22 protein-coding genes are annotated in these 21814 nt (G+C 64.1%); 12 read left to right on the top strand and 10 right to left on the bottom strand.

What is annotated here, in order from left to right; genetic code table 11:
• Positions 1–20 precede the first annotated feature (20 nt).
• The 6 genes from P0D96_RS18740 to P0D96_RS18765 all read left to right on the top strand — a co-directional run bounded on the left by P0D96_RS18740 (position 21) and on the right by P0D96_RS18765 (position 8999).
• Positions 21–455, top strand: a complete 435-nt coding sequence (locus P0D96_RS18740; protein ID WP_408177096.1) for a VOC family protein — start codon at positions 21–23, stop codon at positions 453–455.
• 323 nt (positions 456–778) lie between these two features.
• On the top strand, positions 779–4018 hold the full coding sequence (locus tag P0D96_RS18745; protein ID WP_132382462.1) for an efflux RND transporter permease subunit: 3240 nt from the start codon (positions 779–781) through the stop codon (positions 4016–4018).
• 22 nt (positions 4019–4040) lie between these two features.
• A complete protein-coding gene (locus P0D96_RS18750; RefSeq protein WP_408281739.1) occupies positions 4041–5264 on the top strand; it encodes an efflux RND transporter periplasmic adaptor subunit in 1224 nt (407 codons plus the stop codon).
• A complete protein-coding gene (locus P0D96_RS18755) occupies positions 5261–6757 on the top strand; it encodes an efflux transporter outer membrane subunit (RefSeq protein WP_408314735.1) in 1497 nt (498 codons plus the stop codon). The genes P0D96_RS18750 and P0D96_RS18755 overlap by 4 nt, the downstream gene beginning before the upstream one ends.
• Before the next feature lie 101 nt (positions 6758–6858).
• Positions 6859–7545 (top strand): heavy metal response regulator transcription factor, encoded by a 687-nt coding sequence (locus P0D96_RS18760; protein ID WP_007176723.1) that lies wholly within the window; start codon positions 6859–6861, stop codon positions 7543–7545.
• On the top strand, positions 7542–8999 hold the full coding sequence (locus tag P0D96_RS18765) for a heavy metal sensor histidine kinase (RefSeq protein ID WP_408281736.1): 1458 nt from the start codon (positions 7542–7544) through the stop codon (positions 8997–8999). The genes P0D96_RS18760 and P0D96_RS18765 overlap by 4 nt, the downstream gene beginning before the upstream one ends.
• Here P0D96_RS18765 and dinB read toward each other — a convergent pair.
• The 4 genes from dinB to P0D96_RS18785 form a co-directional block, all read right to left on the bottom strand.
• Complete coding sequence (gene dinB, locus P0D96_RS18770) at positions 8966–10132, bottom strand: DNA polymerase IV (RefSeq protein ID WP_408250543.1); 1167 nt, start codon at positions 10130–10132, stop codon at positions 8966–8968. The two genes, P0D96_RS18765 and dinB, sit on opposite strands and share 34 nt — an antisense overlap.
• Before the next feature lie 365 nt (positions 10133–10497).
• A complete protein-coding gene (locus tag P0D96_RS18775; protein WP_132382471.1) occupies positions 10498–11076 on the bottom strand; it encodes a YceI family protein in 579 nt (192 codons plus the stop codon).
• Between the two features lie 45 nt (positions 11077–11121).
• Positions 11122–11697 (bottom strand): YceI family protein, encoded by a 576-nt coding sequence (locus P0D96_RS18780; RefSeq protein WP_132382473.1) that lies wholly within the window; start codon positions 11695–11697, stop codon positions 11122–11124.
• A 125-nt stretch (positions 11698–11822) separates the two neighbouring features.
• On the bottom strand, positions 11823–12377 hold the full coding sequence (locus P0D96_RS18785) for a cytochrome b (RefSeq protein ID WP_132382474.1): 555 nt from the start codon (positions 12375–12377) through the stop codon (positions 11823–11825).
• A gap of 208 nt (positions 12378–12585) precedes the next feature.
• Here P0D96_RS18785 and P0D96_RS18790 point away from each other — a divergent pair, with 208 nt between their 5' ends.
• The gene (locus tag P0D96_RS18790) at positions 12586–13611 is read left to right on the top strand and encodes a sensor domain-containing diguanylate cyclase (RefSeq protein WP_408314737.1); all 1026 of its coding nucleotides are present in this window, start codon (positions 12586–12588) and stop codon (positions 13609–13611) included.
• 133 nt (positions 13612–13744) lie between these two features.
• Entirely contained in the window at positions 13745–14995 is a 1251-nt protein-coding gene (locus P0D96_RS18795; protein ID WP_408314739.1) for an arsenic transporter, read from the top strand.
• Between the two features lie 45 nt (positions 14996–15040).
• Here the strand turns inward: P0D96_RS18795 and P0D96_RS18800 are convergent, their stop codons facing one another.
• Together P0D96_RS18800 and P0D96_RS18805 are read right to left on the bottom strand one after the other, a co-directional pair.
• Positions 15041–15286 carry a hypothetical protein gene (locus P0D96_RS18800; RefSeq protein ID WP_408314740.1) on the bottom strand — a complete coding sequence of 82 codons (246 nt, stop codon included), beginning with the start codon at positions 15284–15286 and terminating at the stop codon, positions 15041–15043.
• A 373-nt stretch (positions 15287–15659) separates the two neighbouring features.
• Positions 15660–16145 carry a hypothetical protein gene (locus P0D96_RS18805; protein WP_408177106.1) on the bottom strand — a complete coding sequence of 162 codons (486 nt, stop codon included), beginning with the start codon at positions 16143–16145 and terminating at the stop codon, positions 15660–15662.
• 252 nt (positions 16146–16397) lie between these two features.
• Here P0D96_RS18805 and P0D96_RS18810 point away from each other — a divergent pair, with 252 nt between their 5' ends.
• The 4 genes from P0D96_RS18810 (at position 16398) to P0D96_RS18825 (ending at position 19270) form a co-directional block, all read left to right on the top strand.
• Positions 16398–16688, top strand: coding sequence for an EF-hand domain-containing protein (locus tag P0D96_RS18810; protein ID WP_132382480.1), 291 nt, complete (start codon positions 16398–16400; stop codon positions 16686–16688).
• 113 nt (positions 16689–16801) lie between these two features.
• On the top strand, positions 16802–17188 hold the full coding sequence (locus P0D96_RS18815; protein ID WP_408177107.1) for a hypothetical protein: 387 nt from the start codon (positions 16802–16804) through the stop codon (positions 17186–17188).
• 16 nt (positions 17189–17204) lie between these two features.
• Positions 17205–17918, top strand: a complete 714-nt coding sequence (locus P0D96_RS18820; RefSeq protein ID WP_132382482.1) for a response regulator — start codon at positions 17205–17207, stop codon at positions 17916–17918.
• Positions 17915–19270 carry an ATP-binding protein gene (locus P0D96_RS18825; RefSeq protein ID WP_408314743.1) on the top strand — a complete coding sequence of 452 codons (1356 nt, stop codon included), beginning with the start codon at positions 17915–17917 and terminating at the stop codon, positions 19268–19270. The genes P0D96_RS18820 and P0D96_RS18825 overlap by 4 nt, the downstream gene beginning before the upstream one ends.
• Before the next feature lie 45 nt (positions 19271–19315).
• On the opposite strand, the gene P0D96_RS18830 is transcribed toward P0D96_RS18825, so the two are convergent.
• The 4 genes from P0D96_RS18830 to P0D96_RS18845 form a co-directional block, all read right to left on the bottom strand.
• A complete protein-coding gene (locus P0D96_RS18830) occupies positions 19316–19582 on the bottom strand; it encodes a hypothetical protein (protein WP_132382485.1) in 267 nt (88 codons plus the stop codon).
• A gap of 106 nt (positions 19583–19688) precedes the next feature.
• Complete coding sequence (locus tag P0D96_RS18835) at positions 19689–20012, bottom strand: DUF1634 domain-containing protein (RefSeq protein ID WP_408177110.1); 324 nt, start codon at positions 20010–20012, stop codon at positions 19689–19691.
• The gene (locus P0D96_RS18840; protein ID WP_408314745.1) at positions 20009–20881 is read right to left on the bottom strand and encodes a sulfite exporter TauE/SafE family protein; all 873 of its coding nucleotides are present in this window, start codon (positions 20879–20881) and stop codon (positions 20009–20011) included. The genes P0D96_RS18835 and P0D96_RS18840 overlap by 4 nt, the downstream gene beginning before the upstream one ends.
• Before the next feature lie 14 nt (positions 20882–20895).
• Positions 20896–21642: a GntR family transcriptional regulator gene (locus tag P0D96_RS18845; RefSeq protein ID WP_408281719.1), complete on the bottom strand. Its 747-nt coding sequence runs from the start codon at positions 21640–21642 to the stop codon at positions 20896–20898.
• Positions 21643–21814 lie beyond the last annotated feature (172 nt).

Here is a 21814-nt window from a genome sequence, read left to right on the forward strand (position 1 = left end):
AATCAGCGAGTTTCCCCATCATGAGCGTTGCCGATACCGCCTTGCCGCCGTTCCATCTGGCGTTCCCTGTTCATAGCCTTGCCGCCGCACGCGAGTTTTACGGCGAACTGCTAGGCTGTCCGGAAGGACGCAGTTCGGACGCGTGGGTCGATTTCAATTTCTACGGTCATCAGATCGTCGCGCACCTCGCGCCCGAGGAAATTGGCCACCGCCACACCAGCAAGGTCGACGGCGACGCCGTGCCGGTCCGTCACTTCGGCGCGGTGCTCTCGATGGCGCAATGGCAGGCCGCCGCGGACAAGCTGCAGGCGGCCGGCATTGATTTCATCATCGAGCCGCACGTGCGCTTCAAGGGCGAAGTGGGCGAGCAGGCGACCATGTTTTTCCTCGACCCGTCGGGTAATGCGCTGGAATTCAAGGCGTTTGCGGATATGTCTGCGTTGTTTGCGAAGTAACGCTGACAGCGACATGGCAAATCGGCCGTGATCGACTAAGCTTTCAATATGCGTGAAGTATTTGCTTCGCGCAAATCAATCGATGCGATGTTTCGTGATGCTCTCGCGTGACATCGCGTTGAACCGAGGCCTCAACCTCGGCTATCTTCGCTCATCAAACGTTTGCTTTTCAGCAAACCGTCCCGCAGTTCAAGCACTGTTTTTCCTTACATTAGACTTCCTGACAATTCCGCCATTTTCGCGCCATGCAGGCGTTGGTGCTACCGATCTAGCATAAGCGCTGATTCACCCATCCCTTACCTGCATTCATTCGGGCGCGTTTCATGTGGATCGTCAACGTTGCGCTTAAACGGCCATACACGTTCATCGTGATGGCCATTCTGATTTTGCTGGCGACGCCATTCGTGCTGTTGACCACACCGGTCGACGTGCTGCCGGAGATCAATATTCCGGTGGTCAGTATCATCTGGACCTACACGGGCTTGTCGGCCGAAGACATGGCCAACCGCATCACGTCGGTGAACGAGCGCAGTCTGACCACCACGGTCAACGACATCGAGCACATCGAATCGCAGTCGCTCGCGGGCATCACGATCCTGAAGGTGTTCCTGCAGCCGAATGCGAACATCCAGACGGCGATCGCGCAGACGGTGGCCGTCGAACAGGCGCAGGTCAAGCAGATGCCGCCAGGCGCGACGCCGCCGCTGGTGATCAGCTACTCGGCCTCCAGTATTCCGGTGATCCAGCTCGGCCTGTCGAGCCCGAAGCTCTCCGAACAGGCGCTCAACGACACGGCGCTGAACTTCCTGCGTCCGCAGCTCGTGACGATTCCCGGCGCGGCCGTGCCGTACCCCTACGGCGGTAAATCGCGGCTGATCTCGGTCGACCTGGACACGCGCGCGTTGCTCGCCAAAGGGCTGACGCCATCCGATGTGGTCAGCGCGTTCAACGCGCAAAACCTGATTCTGCCGACCGGCACGGCGAAGATCGGACCGAAGGAATACACGATCAACATGAACGGCTCGCCCGCCACGTTGGAAGGGCTCAACGATATTCCGGTGCGCACCCTCAACGGTGCGACGACGTATCTGCGCGAGGTCGCGCACGTGCGTGACGGCTACTCGCCGCAAACCAATATCGTGCGGCAGGACGGCCATCGCGGCGTGCTGATGTCGGTGCTCAAGAACGGCAGTGCGTCGACGCTTTCCATCGTCAATACGCTGCGCGGCCTGCTGCCGAACGCGCAAGCCGCCTTGCCGCCGGATCTGAAGATCACCGCGCTATTCGATCAGTCGGTGTTCGTGAAAGCGGCGGTGCAGGGCGTGGTGCGCGAAGCGCTGGTTGCCGCCGCGCTGACCGCCGCGATGATTCTGCTGTTCCTCGGCAACTGGCGCAGCACCTGCATCATCGCGATCTCGATTCCGCTGTCGATCCTGTCCTCGTTGATCGCGCTGCATGCGCTCGGACAGACCATCAATATCATGACGCTCGGCGGTCTCGCGCTGGCGGTCGGGATTCTGGTGGACGATGCCACGGTGACGATCGAGAACATCGAACGGCATCTGCATATGGGCACGAATCTGCACGATGCGATTCTCGACGGCGCGGGCGAAATCGCGATTCCCGCGCTCGTGTCCACGCTATGTATCTGTATCGTGTTCGTGCCGATGTTCTTCCTGACCGGCGTGGCGCGTTACCTGTTCGTGCCGCTCGCCGAAGCCGTGGTGTTCGCGATGCTGGCTTCGTATGTTCTGTCGCGTACGCTGGTGCCGACCCTCGCGATGCTGCTGATGGGTCACGCGCACAAGCCGAAGCAGGGCGCGAAGCCGAATCTGTTCATGCGCCTCTATCACCGCTTCGATCGTGGTTTCGAGCGCATGCGCGCCGGCTACATCATGATTCTCAGCAGCTTGCTGGTGCGGCGTGGCATGTTCGGCAGCGTGTTCCTCGGCTTTTGCGTCGTCTCGATGGGCCTGATTTTCGTGCTCGGCGAAGACTTCTTCCCGAGCGTGGACGCCGGCGACATTCGCCTGCATATGCGTGCGCCGACCGGCACCCGCATCGAGGAAACCGCGCGTCTCGCCGACGAAGTCGAAAAAGTGATTCGCGAAGTCGTGCCGCAAAAAGAGCTCGGCACGATTCTCGACAACCTCGGTTTGCCCTATAGCGGCATCAATCTCTCGTACAGCAATGCGGGCACGATCGGTACGCTTGACGGCGAGATCCAGGTGGCGCTCAATGAAGATCACAAGCCCACGCAAATCTACATGGACAAACTGCGCGCGATCCTGCCGCAGCGTTTTCCGGGCGTCGAGTTTTTCTTTCAGCCCGCCGACATCGTCACGCAGATTCTCAACTTCGGCCTGCCTGCTGCCGTGGACGTGCAGATTTCCGGCGCGAATCAGGAGGGCAACTTCGACATTGCGCGCAAGCTGCTGAAACAGGTGCGCATGATTCCCGGCACGGTGGACACGCACATCCAGCAGAAACTGGATGAACCGGCGATCAATCTTCAGATGGATCGCACACGGCTTCAGCAACTCAATCTGAGCGCGAGCAACGTGGCGCAAAACGTGCTCATTTCGTTGTCGGGCAGTTCGCAAACCTCGCCGGGTTTCTGGTTCAACAATCGCAACGGCGTGGAATACAACGTGGCGGTGCAGACGCCGCAGTATCAGGTGTCGTCGATCGATGAGCTATTGCGCACACCGGTGTCGGGCTCGACCACCGGCCCGACGCAATTGCTCGGCAATCTGGTGCGGGTCACGCCCCGGACGCAGTTCGCGGAAGTCACGCATTACAACATCAGGCCGGTGATCGATCTCTATGTGAGCGTCGAGAAGCGCGATCTGGGCAGTGTGGCGAATCAGGTCGACAAGCTGGTGGACAACGTGCGTGCGTCGCTGCCGCGCGGCAGTCAGATTACCGTGCGCGGCCAGGTGCAGACCATGCGCAGTTCGTTCTTCGGTCTGGGGATCGGCGTGGCGATGGCGATCGTGCTGGTGTACCTGTTGATCGTGGTGAATTTCCAGTCGTGGGTCGATCCGCTGATCATCGTCAGCGCGTTGCCCGCGGCATTGGCGGGCATTGTGTGGATGCTGTTTCTGACCGGCACGCACCTGAGTGTGCCGGCGTTGACGGGCGCGATCATGACCATGGGCGTGGCCACCGCCAACAGTATTCTGATGGTGGCGTTCGCGCGCCAGCGCCTTTCCGCCGGCGCACCGCCGTTGACCGCCGCGCTCGAAGCCGGTGCAAGCCGGATCAGGCCGGTGCTGATGACCGCCTTCGCGATGATCATCGGCATGATTCCGATGGCGCTCGGTCTCGGCGAAGGCGCCGAGCAGAATGCGCCGCTCGGCCGCGCGGTGATCGGCGGCTTGCTGTTCGCCACCGTGTCTACGCTGTTTTTCGTGCCGCTGGTGTTCGCGGCGATTCACTCCCGCCTTGCGCGCCGTCACCGCGACGATGGTGACGACGGCGACGCAAACCACAACGGTTCCCACGGCGACGGCCACGACGGCCCCGCGCCCGGGCACGGCGGCGCCGGCAAGCCCGCGTAAAGTTAAATGATGGCTGACTGAGATGACCGAAAAAACTCATGCATCGCTAGCGATTCCGGCGCGAGAGACCGAAGGCGGCCACGCCTTGCCGCCGCGCCATCGCGAATGGAAACGCGCCAAGATCGCCGTATGGATCGTGCTGGCACTGCTCGCCGTCGGGGCCTTGCGCACCGTGGTTGCGAACATGATGCAAAACCGTTCGGTGGCGGAGACCACCAAGCAGAACGCCACGCAGTATGTGAACGTGGTGAGTCCGACGCAGACCGAAGGCGGCGGCAATACCTTGCTGCCGGGTACGCTGCGCGGCTACGTCGAATCGCCGATTTACGCGCGCTCCACCGGTTATCTGTTGCACTGGTACGCGGATATCGGCACGCGTGTAAAGCAGGGTCAACTGCTCGCCGATCTGGACACGCCGGAAATCGATCAGGAACTCGCGCAGGCATTGGCACAGCGCCAGCAAACCAGTTCGAGCCTCGGCCTTGCCAAGAGCTCGCTGGACCGTTGGCAGCAACTGCGTCAGCGCGATGCGGTCTCGCAACAGGAACTCGACGAACGGCAGAGCACGTACACGCAAGACGTGGCCAACCTCGCCGCCGCCGACGCCAACGTCAAGCGCCTGCAGCAGCTCGAATCGTTCAAGCGCATCGTCGCGCCGTTCGCGGGCGTGGTCACGCAGCGCAATGTGGATGTCGGCGACCTGATCGACGCGGGCAGCGGCACGAGCCGCGCGCTCTTCGCGCTCGCGCAGTCGGACCCGCTGCGCGTCTATGTGCAGTTGCCGCAGGCGTACGCGCAGAACGTGTCGGTGGGACAGAAGGTGGTGGTGACGCAGGCCGAACTGCCGGGCCAGCAATTCCACGGCACGATCACGCATATTTCCGGCGCGATCGACGTGCCCACCCGTTCGCTGCAGGTCGAAGTGACACTGCCGAATCCGGACGACAAGCTGCGGCCCGGCGCGTATGTCCAGGTCGCGCTGCCGGCGGTTGCGCACGCGCGATTGATGGTGCCGGGCAACGCCTTGCTGTTTCGCGCTGAAGGCCCGCGGGTTGCGGTGGTCGATGCGAACGGCAACGTGCAGTTGCACAAGATCGTGATCGCGCAGGATCTCGGCCAGTCGCTCGAAATCGAAAGCGGCATCGAGGCCAGCGACAGGATCATCATCAACCCGAGCGATTCGATCGCGGACGGCGATCACGTGCAGATCCAGCAGCCGCAGGCCAATGGCAAGGGGGCGTCGTGAGGCACGTGGCCACATGCCGTGCACTGACGACGCTGGCAGGCGCGGCGCTGCTGGCCGCGTGCACGGTCGGGCCGGACTATCAGCGGCCGCAGGCCGAAGTGCCGCCCACCTGGCAAACCGATTCGTACTGGCGCGTGGCCGTACCGTCTCATGCGCCGATTTCGCCGGACTGGTGGAGCGCGTTCAGAGATCCGACGCTCGCCACGCTGGAAACGCAGGGGCTCGCGCAGAATCAGACGCTGCTGGCGGCCAGCGCGCATTACGAGCAGGCGCGGGCGACGCTCGCGAACAACCGCGCGCAGCAGATTCCCGAAGTCGATTTCGCGGCGCAGGCATCGCGCTTCCGGATTTCGCAGAACCGGCCGCAGACGAATTACGGCACGCCCACGACGTCGACGGTGCAGAACAGTGTGCAGCTCGGCCCCACCATCAACTACGACACCGATCTATTCGGCCGGATACGTCGTGAGGTGGAAGGCGCGGCGGCTTCCGCGCAGCAGTCGGCCGACGACCTCGCCAACGCGCGGCTCGTGCTGACCACCGATCTCGCCACCGACTATTTCTCGCTGCGCGAACTCGACGCCGAGATCGACGTGCTGAATCAGTCGGTGAAACTGCAGCAGAAGGCGCTCGACTACGTCACCACGGAACACGATCTCGGTTCGGTGTCGGGGCTCGACGTGCTGCAGCAGAAATCGCTGCTCGACTCGACGCGTGTGCAGGCGCAACTGCTGCTGAACCAGCGCGCGCAGTTCGAGCATGCGATCGCCGCGCTAGTCGGCGTGCCCGCGCCGCAGTTCGCGATCGAACCGAAGGTGCTCGATGCGAAAGTGCCGTCGATCCCGCTCGGCGTGCCCAGCGACGTGTTGCAGCGGCGGCCGGATGTCGCCTCGGCGGAGCGCGCGATGGCCGCGGCGAATGCGCAGATCGGCGTCGCCAAGGCGGCATTTTTCCCGAGCCTCACGCTGGCGCCGAGCATCGGTTGGGAAAGCACACAGTTCGCCAGCCTGTTGAGTGCGCCCACGCTGATGTGGACGCTCGGCGCGGCGGTCGGCCAGGTATTGTTCGACGGCGGCCGCCGCGCGGCCAACGTGAAGTTCGCGAGCGAAGGCTACAAGGCCACTGAGGCGAACTACCGCCAGACCGTGCTCACCGCGTTCCAGCAGGTGCAGGACGGCATCACCGGACTCTCCGTGCTGGACGGCGCGGCGAAGCAGTCGAGCGAGGCCGTCACCGACGCGCAGCATCTGCTGGCGCTCGCCAACGACCGCTATTCGGGCGGCCTCGTCGCTTACCTCGACGTGATCACCGCGCAACAGCAACTGCTCACCAGCGAGCGCCAGGACGTGCAGATTCACGGCCAGCAGATGACGCTGTCGGTCTCGCTCGTGAAGGCGCTCGGCGGCGGCTGGGACGTCGGCGCGGACATGCCGAATACGCCCATGGGCGCGCAGCCGAACGACACGAAGGAAGCGATGGCTCCCGCGCGGTGAGCTACCGGATCATGAAGCAACAGGGGCGGCAACAGGAGCACGCGGCGGTGCGCAAGAAGATTGCAAGGCGTTTCGTATAATGCACATACAAGGGGACGCGCATGAAATTGCTGATTGTTGAAGACGAGCACAAGGTGGTGGACTACCTGCGCTCCGGTTTGACAGAGCAGGGCTGGGTCGTCGACGTCGCGCTCGACGGCGAGGAAGGCATGCATCTGGCCACCGAATTCGATTACGACGTGATCGTTCTCGACGTGATGCTGCCCAAACGCGACGGCTTCAGCGTGCTGAAGGCGCTGCGTATGCGCAAGTCCACGCCGGTCATCATGCTCACCGCGCGCGATCACGTGAACGACCGCGTGCGCGGCCTGCGCGAAGGCGCGGACGACTATCTCACCAAACCCTTTTCGTTCCTCGAACTGGTCGAGCGGCTGCATGCTCTCGCGCGCCGCACCCGTTCGCAGGAGTCGACGCTGATTTCCGTCGGCGATCTGTTCGTCGATCTGATCGGCCGGCGCGCGACCCGCGACGGCGTGCGGCTCGACCTGACCGCGAAAGAATTTCAGTTGCTCAGCGTGCTGGCGCGCCGGCAAGGCGACATTCTGTCGAAGACGGCCATTACCGAACTGGTCTGGGACGTCAATTTCGACAGCCATACCAACGTGGTCGAGACCGCGATCAAACGATTGCGCGCCAAGCTCGACGGCCCGTTCCCCTCCAAACTGCTGCATACCGTGCGCGGCATGGGTTACGTGCTCGAAGTGCGGGAAGAGGCGGAGCAATCATGAACCGCTCGATAGCCCGGCGCCTCGCGTTGATGTTCGCGTTCGTCGCGCTATTCGTGTTCACGCTGGTCGGCACGGGGCTCTTTCTCGTGCTGCGCACGCAGCTCGAACACCATCTGCGCGAGTCGCTCGACGACCGCACGCAGATCGCGCGCATCATCGTGTATCACGCCGTGACGCCGGAAAAGTGGCGCATGGCGCGCGAAAAGCTCACCGACATGACGCCGCACGATGGCAGCACCGTGTATGCGGTGTCGAGTCCCGATCCGTATTTCCATTACGGCACACCGGTCGACGGTTCGGTGGTCACGAGCTGGGCGGGCGGCTATGCGCGCGTGACGCCGGCCGGCGGCGGCCAGGACATGCTGACCTCCACGGCCACGATTCCAGCCTACGGCGCGCGTCCGGCGGTGCAATTGCAGGTGGCCGCGAGCTATTCGCCCAATGTGCGCACCATGCGCGTGTTCGGCTTCGCGCTTGCCGCGCTGTCGGCGCTGGGCAGCCTCGGCGTCCTGTTGCTCAGCTATTCGGTCACGCGGCTTGGCCTCGCGCCGCTCACGCGTCTCACGCGCGACGCTTCCGCGGTGAGCCCGAACAACCGCTCGCAGCGTCTGAATACCGCCTCGCTGCCGCTCGAACTGAACGACCTGGCCAACTCCTTCAACGGTGCGTTGGAGCGGCTAGACGGCGCGTATGGCCGCCTCGAATCGTTCAATGCGGACGTGGCCCATGAACTGCGCACGCCGGTGACGATTCTGATCGGCCAGACGGAGGTGGCGTTGACACGCAATCGCTCGGTCGACGATCTGCGCCATACGTTGCAATCGAATCTCGAAGAATTCGAGCGCATGCGGGCGATCATCAACGACATGCTGTTCCTCGCCCGCGCCGATCAGGGCGAACGCGCGACGGGCCTCATCGACGTGTCACTGGCCGCGGAAGTCGCGCATACGCTGGAGTTTCTGGAGATACCGCTCGAAGAAGCGCGGGTGCATGCGCAATTGCGCGGCGACGCCATGGCGCGGGTGAACCGCTCGCTGTTCGGCCGCGCCTGCACGAATCTGTTGATGAACGCGATCCAGCACTGCGAGCCGGGCGCCGAGATCAGCGTGACGATCGTGAGTGATCAGGATCAGGTGCGCGTCGCGGTGGCCAACCCCGGCGAGCCGATCGCGCCGGACGTGCTCGAACATCTGTTCGACCGCTTCTATCGCGCCGAGGTCTCGCGCACGAACAGCCGCGAAAACCACGGGCTGGGTCTGGCGATCGTGAAAGCGATTGCGGAGATGCATAGCGGCACCGTGTCGGCGCAAAGCGCGCACGGCATCAACACCTTTGCGTTCTCGGTTGCGGCGGTCTCGCCGCTCGAAGCCGGCGTGCCGGCGGCGCGCTCGAACACGAGCGCGGCGGCCGAGGGAACCGGTTATTCGTCGCTGGTGAAGGGCAAGTCGGCCTGAACCGGCAGACGTCGCGGCGGTGTCAGCGCGTTGGCCGGCGTCAACGCACTGACGCGCACGCCGAGGAGCCGCAGCTTGCGGTTCAATTCCACTCTGCGCAGGCATTCGGTCGCCGCGCGCCGGATCTCGGCGGCGTCGGCGGTCGGCACGTCCAGCGTCAGATCGCGCGTGACCGTGCGGAAATCGTCGTAACGCAATTTGATGCCCACGGTCCGTCCCACGTAGCCCTTGCGCACCAGATCTTCCGCCACCCGCACGCACAGGCCGGTAAATGAACTCGATAGCGCGGGCCGGTCGTGACGCGGATGCAGATCGCGCTCGAAAGTCGTCTCGCGGCTCATCGACTTGGGCTCCGATTCGACCACCACCGGCCGCTCGTCGTGGCCTTGCGCGACCTGCATGAGCCACGCCGAATAGCTGCGCCCGAAGTGGTCCTGCAAGAGCCCCGCGTCCGCCGCCGCCAGATCGCCGACGGTGGCGAGACCGAGCGCGGTCAGCTTCTCCGCGGCCTTCGGTCCGATGCCATTGACCTTGCGCACCGGCAGCGGCCAGACGCGCAAGGGAATGTCAGCGGGCGTGAGGATGGTGAGGCCGTCGGGTTTGTCGAGTTCGGAGCCGATCTTCGCGAGCAGCTTGTTCGGCGCCACGCAAATGGAGCAGGTGAGGCCGGTGGCCTGATTGACCGCCTGCTTGATGCGCGCGGCGATCTCGCGCGGCTCGCCCGGCAGTTCCGTCAGATCGATATAGATTTCATCGATGCCGCGATCTTCGATGCGCTCGGTGAACGTGGCGACCGCCGCCTTGAACAGGCGCGAATAGTGGCGATAGGAGTCGAAGTCGGTGGGCAGCAGGATCGCATCCGGCGCGAGCACGGCGGCCTTCATCATGCCCATGGCGGAGAACACGCCGAGCGCGCGCGCTTCGTAAGTGGAGGTGGTCACTACGCCGCGGCCCGCGTAATCGCGCAGCTTCGCGAAGCGGCGGGTGCCGTCTTCGAGCGTTTGCGGTATGCCATTGCGGCCGCCGCCGATCACCACCGCCTGGCCTCGTAGTTCCGGATAGCGCAAAAGCTCGACGGACGCGTAGAACGCGTCCATGTCGAGGTGCGCGATGCGGCGGCTTGCAGAACTCATGGGATGGCAAAAAACGGCTGACGACGGCGGTCAAACCGTAATAGTACCTTGCTCCGCCGCCGCCAGGACCGCTCAGAAGCGGTAGCTCACCCCGTACACGGCCGTTGAGTCTGCCAATGCGTCGACGCTGGTTTCCGCTAACCGCACGAGCGTGGTGAAAGACGCGCCGACGCTCGGCATCACGGTGACATCGAATCGGCAGACGGGGACTTACACGGAAAGCGCGGACGTTCGGCTCGCCGGTGAGCGGCTGAGGGAAGAAACGGGCTGGCGTGGAGAGTTGGGAGCGGGTTGCGGCAACGGAAGTCGAGGGACTGGTTGCCGCAACCGCCTGATGCAAACCCGGGAGTCCGGGCGACAGGCAATTACTGCTTGATGCCTTCGGCCTGAATGTGCAGCGTGGTCTGCATCTTGAAGCCGTAGGTCTTGCCGAAGTCGACGCCGAAGTCGTCGCGATTGAACGTCGCGGTCGATTCCGTGCCGCACACTTCACGCTTGAGCATCGGGTTCATGATGCACTTGAACGATTCGATCTTCAGATTGACCGGCTTGGTGATGCCGTGCATCGTCAGCGTGCCGATCACTTCCACCGGCTTGTCGCCGTCGAAGCGGATCTGCGTGCCCTTGTAGGTCGCGGTCGGGTACTTCGCGGCGTCGAAGAACTTGTCCGTGACCAGTTCCGCGTCGAGCTTGTCGTTGCCGATATCCACCGAGCTCATGTCGATCGTCACGTCGACCGTACCGGTCTTCGCCGCGCGATCCAGCACCACGGTGCCGCTGCTCTTCTTGAACTTGCCGCGCCAGATGGACAGGCCGCCGAAGTGATCGGTTTCGAAGCTCGGGTAGGTGTGCGTCGGGTCGAGCTGATACGTATCGGCTGCCATCGCGTTGAACGACAGTGCAGTGGCCAGCGCGCCTGCGGCGAGCAAAAGTTGTTTCTTCAAGTTGTTCTCCAGGTTTCAGAAAGTGCTGTGACGCTTCGTGTCGAGTTATTTCTTCGAAGCGACGATGTGAAATTTGATGACGACTTCATCGGCGACCACCGACGTGTCTTTCCATTCGCCAGTACCGACGTCGAATTGCGAGCGCTTGATCGGCAACGCGCCGTCGAAGGTTTGCGTGGCGCCCTGGCTGGCAATGGTGACGGGCACCACGACGGTTTGCGACTTGCCCTTGATGGTGAGCTTGCCGGTGATCTTGTACTGGTTGCCGCCGGCCGGCGCGATCGCGCTGGAGACGAAGGTTGCGGCCGGGAAGGTGGCGCTGTCGAACCATTCCTTGCCTTGGGCCTGCTTGTTGTAGTCGTCGGCGCCGAGGTCGTAGCTGCCGGTGTCGATCGACACATTGGCGCTGCCCGCGGTGGGCTTGGCCGGATCGAAATTCAGTTGCGCCGAGAATTTCCTGAACTTGCCGTCGACGGGCACGTTCATCTGTTTCGTGGTGGCAATTACGCTGCTCTTGCCCGTGTCGACATCGGCATGCGCGAGGCTTGCGCCCAGCAGCGAAAAGGCCGTGATGCCGGCGAGCGTCACGCGTTGAACGGAGTGGTAAAAGTTTGCTTTCATGGTGGTACGCATCCTATGAACCCGCGTGCGTTGATTGCGCACCGCTGGGAATTAGATTGCCAACAAGCCGTAGCCAATCGCCGGCTGTCCGCCGCTGTCTGCTGCCGTGTGGCTATCGTCTGCCGTTACTTGAGGAACGGAATCATTCGGGCCAGCAATCCGTCGCGATCGACGAATTGATGCTTGAGCGCCGCCGCCACATGCATCGCCACCAGCGCGAGCAAGGTGTAATTGAGCAGCACGTGGACCGTGCGCAGACTTGCCTTGAGCGCCTGATCCGGGCCGATGAAGGTAGGCAGCGGCACGATGCCGAGATACACCACCTGAATGCCGGCGGCGGAACTATAGAAGTAGCCGGACAGCGGAATCGCCAGCATCAGCACGTACAGCACGCCGTGCACCAGATGCGCGGCGGCCTTCTGCCATGCGGGCGTGGCGCTGTCGAGCGCCGGCGCGCGGTGGGTGGCGCGCCACAGCACGCGGGCCACGGCGAGCACAAATACGGTTACGCCGATCCACTTGTGCCAGGAGAAATACTTCAGCTTGGTAGGCGTGAAGCCGGGGATATCGGTCATGATCCAGCCGATATAGAAGCCGCAGATGATCAACGCCGCGATCAGCCAGTGCAAGGCAATGGCGGCGCCGTGGTAGCGGTCTGAACGGACGGGGCTGGATTTCATGCTTTAACGTTCGTGGGTTATCGGGTATTGCAAGTGAATGCGAATGGTAGGGATGCCAATGAAAACTGAATAGCCGGGGAGAAAGGAACAGATTGTTGTATCCGTGACGCTAATGTCGCTGGAATAAAGCGGCGCGGCGGCCGTAATGGGCCGGTAGGTCCTCCACTGTGTTAATTTGCCGGCTGAACCGCCAGGAGAGTCGAGACCGATGAACAGGATTGAAAACAACAACATTGCGCTAGGCGCGGATTTTCTGCGCCACGAGGTGGCACCCGTGGCGACTGCCGCGGCCGGGGTGGAAGGCTACATGGAGCACGACGCGGCTGTCTACCGCACGTTGCTCGAATCGACCAAAGCGATTCCGTGGAAGATCGATTGGGCGACCATGGAGTTTGCCTATATCGGCCCGCAGATCGAAGGCCTGCTGGGCTGGGCGCCCTCGAGCTGGAAAACCGTGCAGGACTGGGCCGCGCGCATGCATCCCGAAGACCGCGAGAAGGTGGTCGAATTCTGCGTCGCCCAATCTCAGGCGGGCACCGATCACGAAGCGGACTATCGCGCGTTGACGAGCCGGGGCGAATACGTCTGGCTGCGCGACGTGGTGCATGTGGTGCGTGACGCGCGCGGCGAGGTGGAGTCGCTGGTCGGCTTCATGTTCGATATCAGCGAGCGCAAGAAGACCGAGGAGAAACTGGCCGCGCTGCAACGGGAACTCGAGGCGCTCTCGTTCGTGGACGGCCTGACGGGCGTCGGCAATCGCCGCGCGTTCGACGCGCGCCTGCAGCGCGAATGGAGCGCGGCGTTGCGTCATGCGGCGCCGCTCTCGTTGATCATGGTCGATATCGACTTCTTCAAGTCCTACAACGACTACTACGGACACGTGCAGGGCGACGAGTGCCTGAAGCGGGTCGCCGGCGTGTTGAGCAGCGCGGTGCGGCCGGGCGACTTTGTCGGCCGCTTCGGCGGGGAAGAGTTCGTGCTGATCCTGCCGAACACCGGCGCCGACGCCGCCCGCCAGGTGGCCGAGCGTTGCCGCGACCGTATTGCGACCGAAGAGATCGCCCATGAGCGCTCGCCGTTCCGCCAGACGGTGACCGCCAGCTTCGGCGTCGGCACCACGATTCCGGTCGAGGCGGCCGATCCGGTAGCCTTCGTCAATCTGGTGGATACACAGTTGTACTGCGCCAAAGATAACGGCCGCGATTGCATTGCGGCGGTGAACCGCGTGGGATGAAGCGAACGCAACGGCACGGCCATAGGCGCGCAACTTGCTATATCAGCGCCTGCGACCACCGCAACATGGGCGAGTTCGCCCGGCCATGCCGGACATCGCGCTCGCGCGTCATCAATCATCCTGGGCTCACTTCGTGAATTCCATTTTCCTGTCTTGGGGTATCGCCGCCGCCGCCACGGCGGGCGTCATCACGCGGCCGTTCAAATGGCCCGAAGCCGTGTGGGCCGTCGCCGGCGCGCTGCTGCTGGTCTCGCTCGGTCTGTTGCCGGTCCATCTGGCGCTCGAGGCGATCGGCAAGGGCACCGACGTCTATCTGTTTCTCTTCGGCATGATGCTGCTGTCGGAAGTGGGGCGCCGTGAAGGCCTGTTCGACTGGGTCGCCGTGCTCGCGGTCAACCATGCCCAGGGTTCGCCGCGCAAGCTCTTTCTGCTCGTCTACCTGGTCGGCGTGGTGATCACCGCGTTTCTCTCGAACGACGCCACCGCCGTCGTGCTCACGCCGGCCGTGTTCGCCGCGGCCAAAAAGGCGAAGACGCATCCGCTGCCCTTGCTGTTCGTCTGCGCGTTCATCGCCAATGCGGCGAGCTTCGTGCTGCCGATCTCGAATCCGGCCAACATCGTGCTGTACGGCAATCACACGCCCGCGCTCGGCGCCTGGCTGATGCGCTTCACGCTGCCCTCGCTGCTATCGATCGTCGCGACCTACGTGATGTTGCGCTGGACCCAGCGTGACGCGCTCGCCGGCGCCTGCGAGGCGAATCTGGAGCCGGTCGAGCTCTCGTCGAGCGGCAAGGTGGCGCTCGCGGGCATCGCGGTGACGGCCGTCGCGCTGCTGACGGTCTCCGCGTTCGATGTTCCGCTCGGCATGCCGACCGCGATACTCGGCGCGCTGACCGCGCTGGTGGTGCTGATTCTGGAGCGCAAGTCGCCGCTGCCGATGATCCGCGAAATCTCGTGGAGCGTGCTGCCGCTGGTGGCCGCGCTGTTCGTGCTCGTCGAAATGCTCGATCACACCGGCGTGATCACGGCGGCGGCTCAACTGACGCAGCGCGCCGCGCAACATCACGAACTGGCCACGGCGGGCTGGGCAGGCAGCGTCATCGCGATCGGCAGCAATCTGATGAACAACTTGCCGGCGGGTCTGATCGCCAGTTCGACCGTGATGCAGGCGCATAGCCCGGAGCGTGTGATCGACGCGCTGCTGATCGGCGTCGACCTCGGCCCGAATCTGTCCATCACGGGTTCACTCGCAACGATCCTTTGGCTCAACGCGATTCGCCGCGAGGGCGAAGACGTGAGCTTCATGAAGTTTTTGAAGGTGGGCGCGCTGGTTATGGTGCCGGCACTCGTGCTGGCGCTCGCCGCGCGGATCCTGACTGCTTGACGGCGTGAATCGAGCATCGAGGGCGGCGGCTTCCGGGCCGCCCGGTTACCACCGCGTACCGGTGGGACGCAGCGGCGCTTCGGCGAACGACGCTTCGTCCGCTTCGTTCAGCGAGCGCAGCGTCTCCTCGAGCCGCGCGATACGCTCGCGCTGTGTCGGCATCAACGTCGGCCTGGGCAAATTTCGCAGGCGATTGTGCCAATAGGACAACGGAATGCGATCGTTGCTGGAGATCATCCCGAACACACGTTCGAGGTGGGCGATCTCCTTGTCGAGTTCCTGGTAGTTCATCTGATGTTTCCCCAAAGGGTGGTGGCCGGGCCGACATCTGTCCGCAAGCCACTCGCGAGTCCAATGGTTGGACAGCTATGTCCCACGAATGGACATGCGCCACGTGACAAGCGACATTTAGCCAACGATGTTCCGCACCCGCTGGAACGGAACCGCATCGCATTTGGCCTTCCTCTAGAACCGCGAAACCCACCGCTTTATTCCAAGGGTCCGTTCGGAGTTTTGCAACACGGACTCGCGCTCCGCATCACGTCGCCGGACATGCTTCAGGACAACGGGAATTCACCAGGCGTTCTCCCCAACAGCATGTCCTATGCTGGTTCAGCGGCTTTTGTTGTAACCAGCACATCGGCTGACAAGAAGCTGAGCGCGCCTAACGCGGCATCATCATGACGGGCTGGGCGTAGGTCACCGCGGGGGCGGGCACGATCGCGTAGTTGGTTGGCGCGGGTACGACGACGGTGGTGTACAGGGGAACGGGCTTCGGCGCCGTCACCGTTGCCGCGACCGGAACGGCCACGGGAAGGGGAACCGGCGGGGGCGCCACCACATACACGGGATTGACCGGCACGGAGTAGTAGACCGGGCGCGGCGGCGGTGCGTAGATCACGGCGGCGGGCATATAGACGACCACGCGGGCGAACGCCGTCGACGAACAGGCGAGGCCGATGGCGGTGACAGTTGAGGCGCAAACGAGGCGGATAGTCAATTGGTACTCCTGATGCGTTGAGCGGTGCGATGCGTCTTCGGGTGAAGAGGCGGGCCGGCTGGCTCGGGTGACGTGAGAGTTCAGCCGTTGCGACGAGGCGCTGATGGCGCCGGCAGACGAAAGATACGCAAAGCGCGGTGAAAACGGCATCGCATACTCATTTCATTCCATGTCACGCCGAGGCGGTGTTGCGGCGTGCGTGTGTGTGTATGGAGCGCATGCTGCATTTGCAGTGGCGGCAAGCGTGGCGGCTCGTGACGCGGTCACGAAAGCCATGACATAAGTCGACATGATTCTGAAGTTGCCTTCAGGCGACGCTTCCCCAAGAATTCGGCCTGTCATCGAAACGGATCGCGGCAAAACAGCAGGCGACGCTCGGTGGCTCAATCGAAGGAGTCAGTCATGAAGAAGTTGATCGCTATCGTGTTGCTGTGCTGCGCATCCACCGTCACGTTCGCTCAAGCCGCGCCTCAAGGCGGCGACTCGCAGCGCATGGAGCGCATGGTGCAGCAGTTGCAATCGCGCTTTGCGAATGCCAATGCCACGCACGACGGCAAGCTCACCAAGGACCAGGCCGCCGCGGGCATGCCGATGGTCGCCAAGCATTTCGATGAGATCGATACGCAGAAGGCGGGCTACATCACCCTGCCGCAGATCGAGGCATTCATGCAGCAACGCGGGGCAACGCACTGAAGCGCGCGAGCATCGGCGGGACCATGAGGCCGTGGCGCGGCGCGGTGTGCCGCCGGCGCGCGAGCCGTCCTGCCGAACCATCAGCCGTCCTCTGAAACCAATAAAAACGCGCGATGAAACCTGCCACGTCCCGCCATCTGTGCAGCTCCGGCGCGTCGATCAGCGGTCGCGTGAGCGTCGGCAAGCCGGCCGCGGGCATCGGCATTTATCAGTTACCCGAAGCGAATGCGCTTGAAGCCGGCATCGTGCTGGACGACGCGATCGTGACGTTCGAGCAGGAAGCCGCGCGCATTCTGCCCGCGGGTATCGGCTATGAATCGACCGCGAGGTCGTATCAGGAGAAGTGCCAGCGCGCACCGTTCGCTCGGGATTGCGGTATTTTCGGGGATGCTCGCTTCCACCTGCATCGCCGTGCTGTTCATTCCGTCGTTCTACGTGTCGTTGCAGCGCCTCTCCGAGCGGCATGCGGCGCGGAAAACGCCGCCCGACGCCTAGCGTGAACCGAGGAGCCTTCGCATGGATCGCCCCGCCAAAATCATCGTGCTCGACGACGAAGTCGAATTGCGCAACATGCTGCAGCGCTTCCTGCGCGGGCACGGCTTCGACGTGCGCGTCGCCGAGGACGGCAAGCGTCTGGACCGCTACCTGGAGCGCGAACCATTCGATCTGCTGGTGCTCGATCTGATGATCGGCGAAGAGGACGGTCTCGCCATCTGCGCCCGCTTGCGCGAGCAGGGGCAGACCTTGCCGATCCTGATGCTGACCGCGAAGGGCGATCCGCTCGACCGGGTGGTCGGCCTCGAAACCGGCGCCGACGACTATCTCGCCAAACCGTTCCTGCCGCGTGAACTGGTGGCGCGCATCAACGCGCTGCTGCGCCGCCAGAAGATCGCCTCGGGGGAAGTCACCGTGACGTCGCAAAGCGTGCGCTTCGGCGATTTTTCGCTCGATGTCGCCAAGCAGCAGCTCTCGCGCATGGGCGAGTTGCTGGATATTCACTCGGCGCAGATGCTGCTGCTGGTCGCACTCGCGTCGTCGCCGAACCGGCCGGTGAGCCGCGACAATCTGCTCGCGCGCGCGCGGGGCCGCGAGCACGATGCGCTCGATCGCAGCATCGACGTGCAGGTGCTGCGGCTGCGGCAGATCGTCGAGGACGATCCGTCCAAGCCGCGCTTCATCAAGACCGTGTGGGGCGTGGGCTACATGCTGGTCGCGGACGTCGACTCATGACGCGCCCGCTGCTGCACAGGTTGCTGCCGAGAACGCTGCTGGCGCGCAATATCGCGCTGCTGATCGCGCTCGTGATGCTGAGCCAGGTGTGTTCGCTCGCCGTGTTGCTGCATTATGTGCAGCGGCCGCGGGTCGAGCGCGCGGCGGCCGTGTTCGCCACTTATGTGACCACACTCGACAATCTGCTCGCGGCCACGCCGCCCAACACGCGTCGAGAATTGACGACGCGCCTCGATATGCGCGCACAGGTTCCGGACGAAGCCGTCGCCGAGCCGCCGCCGAGTTTCATGGGCGCGTATCGCGTTTATCAGCGCCGCATCTTTCTCCAGAGCCTGCGCGCGCATCTGCCCGCCGACATGCCGACACGCTGGCAATTGGTGGGCGGCCAGCGCCTGTGGATCCGTATGCACGCGCCGGCCGACGCTCCGCAAACGCCGTACTGGATCGCCCTGCCGATTCCCGAAGACGCGCAGGGCAACGGACTCGACGCCGCGATCGTGCTCTCGCTCGGGCTCGGCGCGCTGGCGGCATTGACCGGTTATGTGATCCAGCGCCACCTCAACCGGCCGCTTCAGGAATTGACGCGGGCGGCGCGCCGCGTGAGCGCCGGCGAAACGCCCGCGCCGCTGCCGACAGACGGCCCCACGGAAATCGCCGCGGTGAGCGGCGCCTTCAATCAGATGACGCAGGCGTTGCAGCAAGCCGAGGCGACGCGCGCGCTGATGCTCGCCGGCATCTCGCACGACATCCGCACGCCGCTCACCAAGCTGCGCCTTTCGATGGCCATGGCGATGCCCAGCGGCAGCGACAGCAGCTTCGTGGTCGCCGCCGAATCGTATCTGGATCAGATCGAAACGATCTTGCAGCAGTTCATGGATTACGCGGGCAGCGGCGAGCGCGAGCAGCCGGAGCCCGGCGATCTGAACGCCTTGGTCGAACGGCTCGCGGGGGATTTCGCGGGGCTGGGTCACGAGTTCGATCTGTCGCTCGCGACTTTGCCCGCTGTGCCGTACCGGCCGATCAGCATGATGCGGCTGCTGATGAACCTGATGCAAAACGCGATCGTATACGGCGGAACCGGACTGGCGGTGCGAAGCTGGGCGACGGGCGAGGCGGTGTATGTGGCGGTCGGCGATCGCGGCAAAGGTCTTTCAGCGCAGGAACTGGAGCAACTGAAGGCGCCGTTTCAGCGTGGCCGCAATGCGCGTTCGCATAGCGGCGGCACCGGTTTGGGACTGGCGATCGTCGAGCGGATCGCGCGGCTGCATGGCGGCAGTCTGGAGTTTCATGCGCGCGAGGGCGGCGGGCTGGAAGTGTGGGTGGTGTTGCCCCTTAGCGCCTCGACGCGCTAAAAGTGGCCGTTGCGAGGCGTCGTTCCGCTGCTGCGCGTTCTTCGCTCACTTCCGGTCGAACCATGCATCCAGCCCGACCCGGAACGCCACGCCCGCGATCACCGGCACGGTCAACATGAGGATGATGCCGAAGTTCGGAATCTCGTCGCCGTACGTAATCGGACCGTAAAGCACGACGGTCGCCACGATCGCGAAGACCACGATGCCGACGGCCACCATCAGAAGATTGCGCGCGGCGATGGGCATCACCTTGCGCGGGGCCTTGTCCGGCGTGGCGCTGGCAGCGGGGACTTTGTCGGGTTGGACGGGCATGATGGTTCTCGTGACGATGGGAAGCTGCGTGAGGAGCACCGGTGAACCGAACTCCACGGAAGGCGCACGATGGGCATCATACCAGGGCGCGTGCGTGCCGCGCATCTCACGCCGCGCCGACCACCAATCCCGCGGCCACGATCACCAGCACGAGTGCGGCGATCGCGCTGAACCGGTAATCCCGTTGATGCAGGAACACGCCTAACATCAATATAAGCCGCATTACCGGCAGCAGGATAAAAAGCGCGATGCCGATAGTCACGACAGGCATCCCGGCCGATGCCGGGAGACCGGCGCCCGTGGTCCGCATGGCGGCCAGGGCGATGGCGAGGCCGAGCGCGATCGTGCCCGTCGCGATCCACGTGCCGTAATGCAGCAGCGCCGCCAGCCAGTGTTCGAGCCGGGCGCCGGCCCGCGCGATGCGGCTCATGCCGACGCTCCGAACAGGTGAACGCCGAAGGCTTCGAGCAGCATCTGCACGGCAAGCGCCGCGAGCACCGCGACGAACAACACGCGCAGCCGGTCGTTGGAGACGCGCATGAGCACGCGCGCGCCGAGCAGCGCGCCGGCCACCGAGCCCAAGGCCACCGGACCGGAGATCGCGGTCACGATCTCGCCCCTCAGGAAGTACGCGCCGGCGCTGGCCGCCGCCGTCACGCCGATCATGAAGTTGGAGGTCGCCGACGAGACCTTGATCGGCAGGCGCAGCGCGGTATCCATCGCGGGAATCTTGAGCACGCCGCTGCCGATGCCAAGCAGCGCCGAAATCAGACCCGCGCCGTACATCAGCGACAGGCCCAGCGGCACGCGCTGCACACGGTACGCGACGTCGCGTCCGAGCGCGCGGTCCGGATAGCTCGAATCCAGCCGCAACGAGGCGCCCCACGAGTTGGCGCGGGGCGTGCCGGCGGCATCGGCGGCGGTCGCCGGATCGGTGCGCCGTGCGAGCATTTGCTGCGCCGACAACAGCAGGATCACGGCGAAAATGAAGTACAGCGCGGGCACGGGAATCAGCCCGCTCAGCAGCACGCCCGACAGCGCGCCGAGCGTGGTCGCCGTTTCCAACACGAGCGCGAGCCGGACGTTGGTCAGGCGTTCGCGCAGGAAGGGCGCGGCGCCGCCACACGAACAGGCGATCACTGAGACGATGCTGGCGCCGATCGCGACGTGGATATCGACGTGGCCGAACATGGTCAGGACCGGCACGATGAAAATGCCGCTCGCCATGCCGAGCATGCCGCCCAGCGCGCTCGCGCCGAGCGACACCGCGAACAGCCATAACGTGTAGTGCAGATCCATCGCCGCCGCGCCCGTCATTGGCCGCGCGGCTTGCGCCGCGCGAGGCGGGTCACGAACTGGATCTGGTCGCCGCGGTAGTAGAGCTTTTCGTAATCGACGGGACGGTTGCCGTCGCCATACGAGGTGCGCTCGATGAGAAAGATCGGGCTGCCGGGCGCGATGTCGAGCGCCCGAGCGACGGCTTTGTCGGCGGCGATCGCTTCGAGGCGGTACTCCGCCTCGATCAGCGGCATGCCGTACTTTTGCTCGAGCAGCGTAAAGATCGGCTCGGCCTCCAGATCGTCTTGCATGATCTTTTCGCCGATGTCTTGCGGCAGCCAGGTTTCGTCGAACGAGAGCGGGGTGCCGTCGGCGATGCGCACGCGCCGGATGTGCACGACCGGCGTGCCGGGTGCGAGCGACAGCTTGCCGGCCACTGCTTCGCTGGCCTTTTCGATCTGCTTGCCGACCAGCCGGGCGGTCGGATGACGGCCGTGCGCGCGCATGTCCTCGACGAAGCCGCTCAGTTCGGTGAGCGGCTGGGTCAGGCGCGGCTGCGTGACGAAGGTGCCTTTGCCACGGCGGATTTCGATCAGGCCGCGCGCGATCAGGTTCTGCACCGTCTTCTGCAGGGTGGTGCGGCTGATGTTGAAGCTGGCGAGCAGGCTGGCTTCGTTGGGTAGCTGGGTGCCCGGCGGATAGGTGCCGTCGGCGATGCGTGCGGCGAGGGTCGCTTCGACTTGCGCGTAGAGAGGGAGCTGGTTGCTGCGGTCCGTGGTCATGTGAGACATCATGACGTCATGATGTCTTGGTGTCAAGGGCCGGTTTTGAGGGGCGGCGTCAGTGCCTGGCTGCGATCGTCATGAGGTCAAGGCTGAAGGGATTCGATCGGCAAAGATACTGACGCGCCTCGCGTGGGCGGCGAAACGATCATTGGAGTGTTCAGCGCGATTG

This window comes from Paraburkholderia sp. RL17-347-BIC-D (genome assembly GCF_046027915.1).
In the GTDB taxonomy this organism is placed as follows: domain Bacteria; phylum Pseudomonadota; class Gammaproteobacteria; order Burkholderiales; family Burkholderiaceae; genus Paraburkholderia.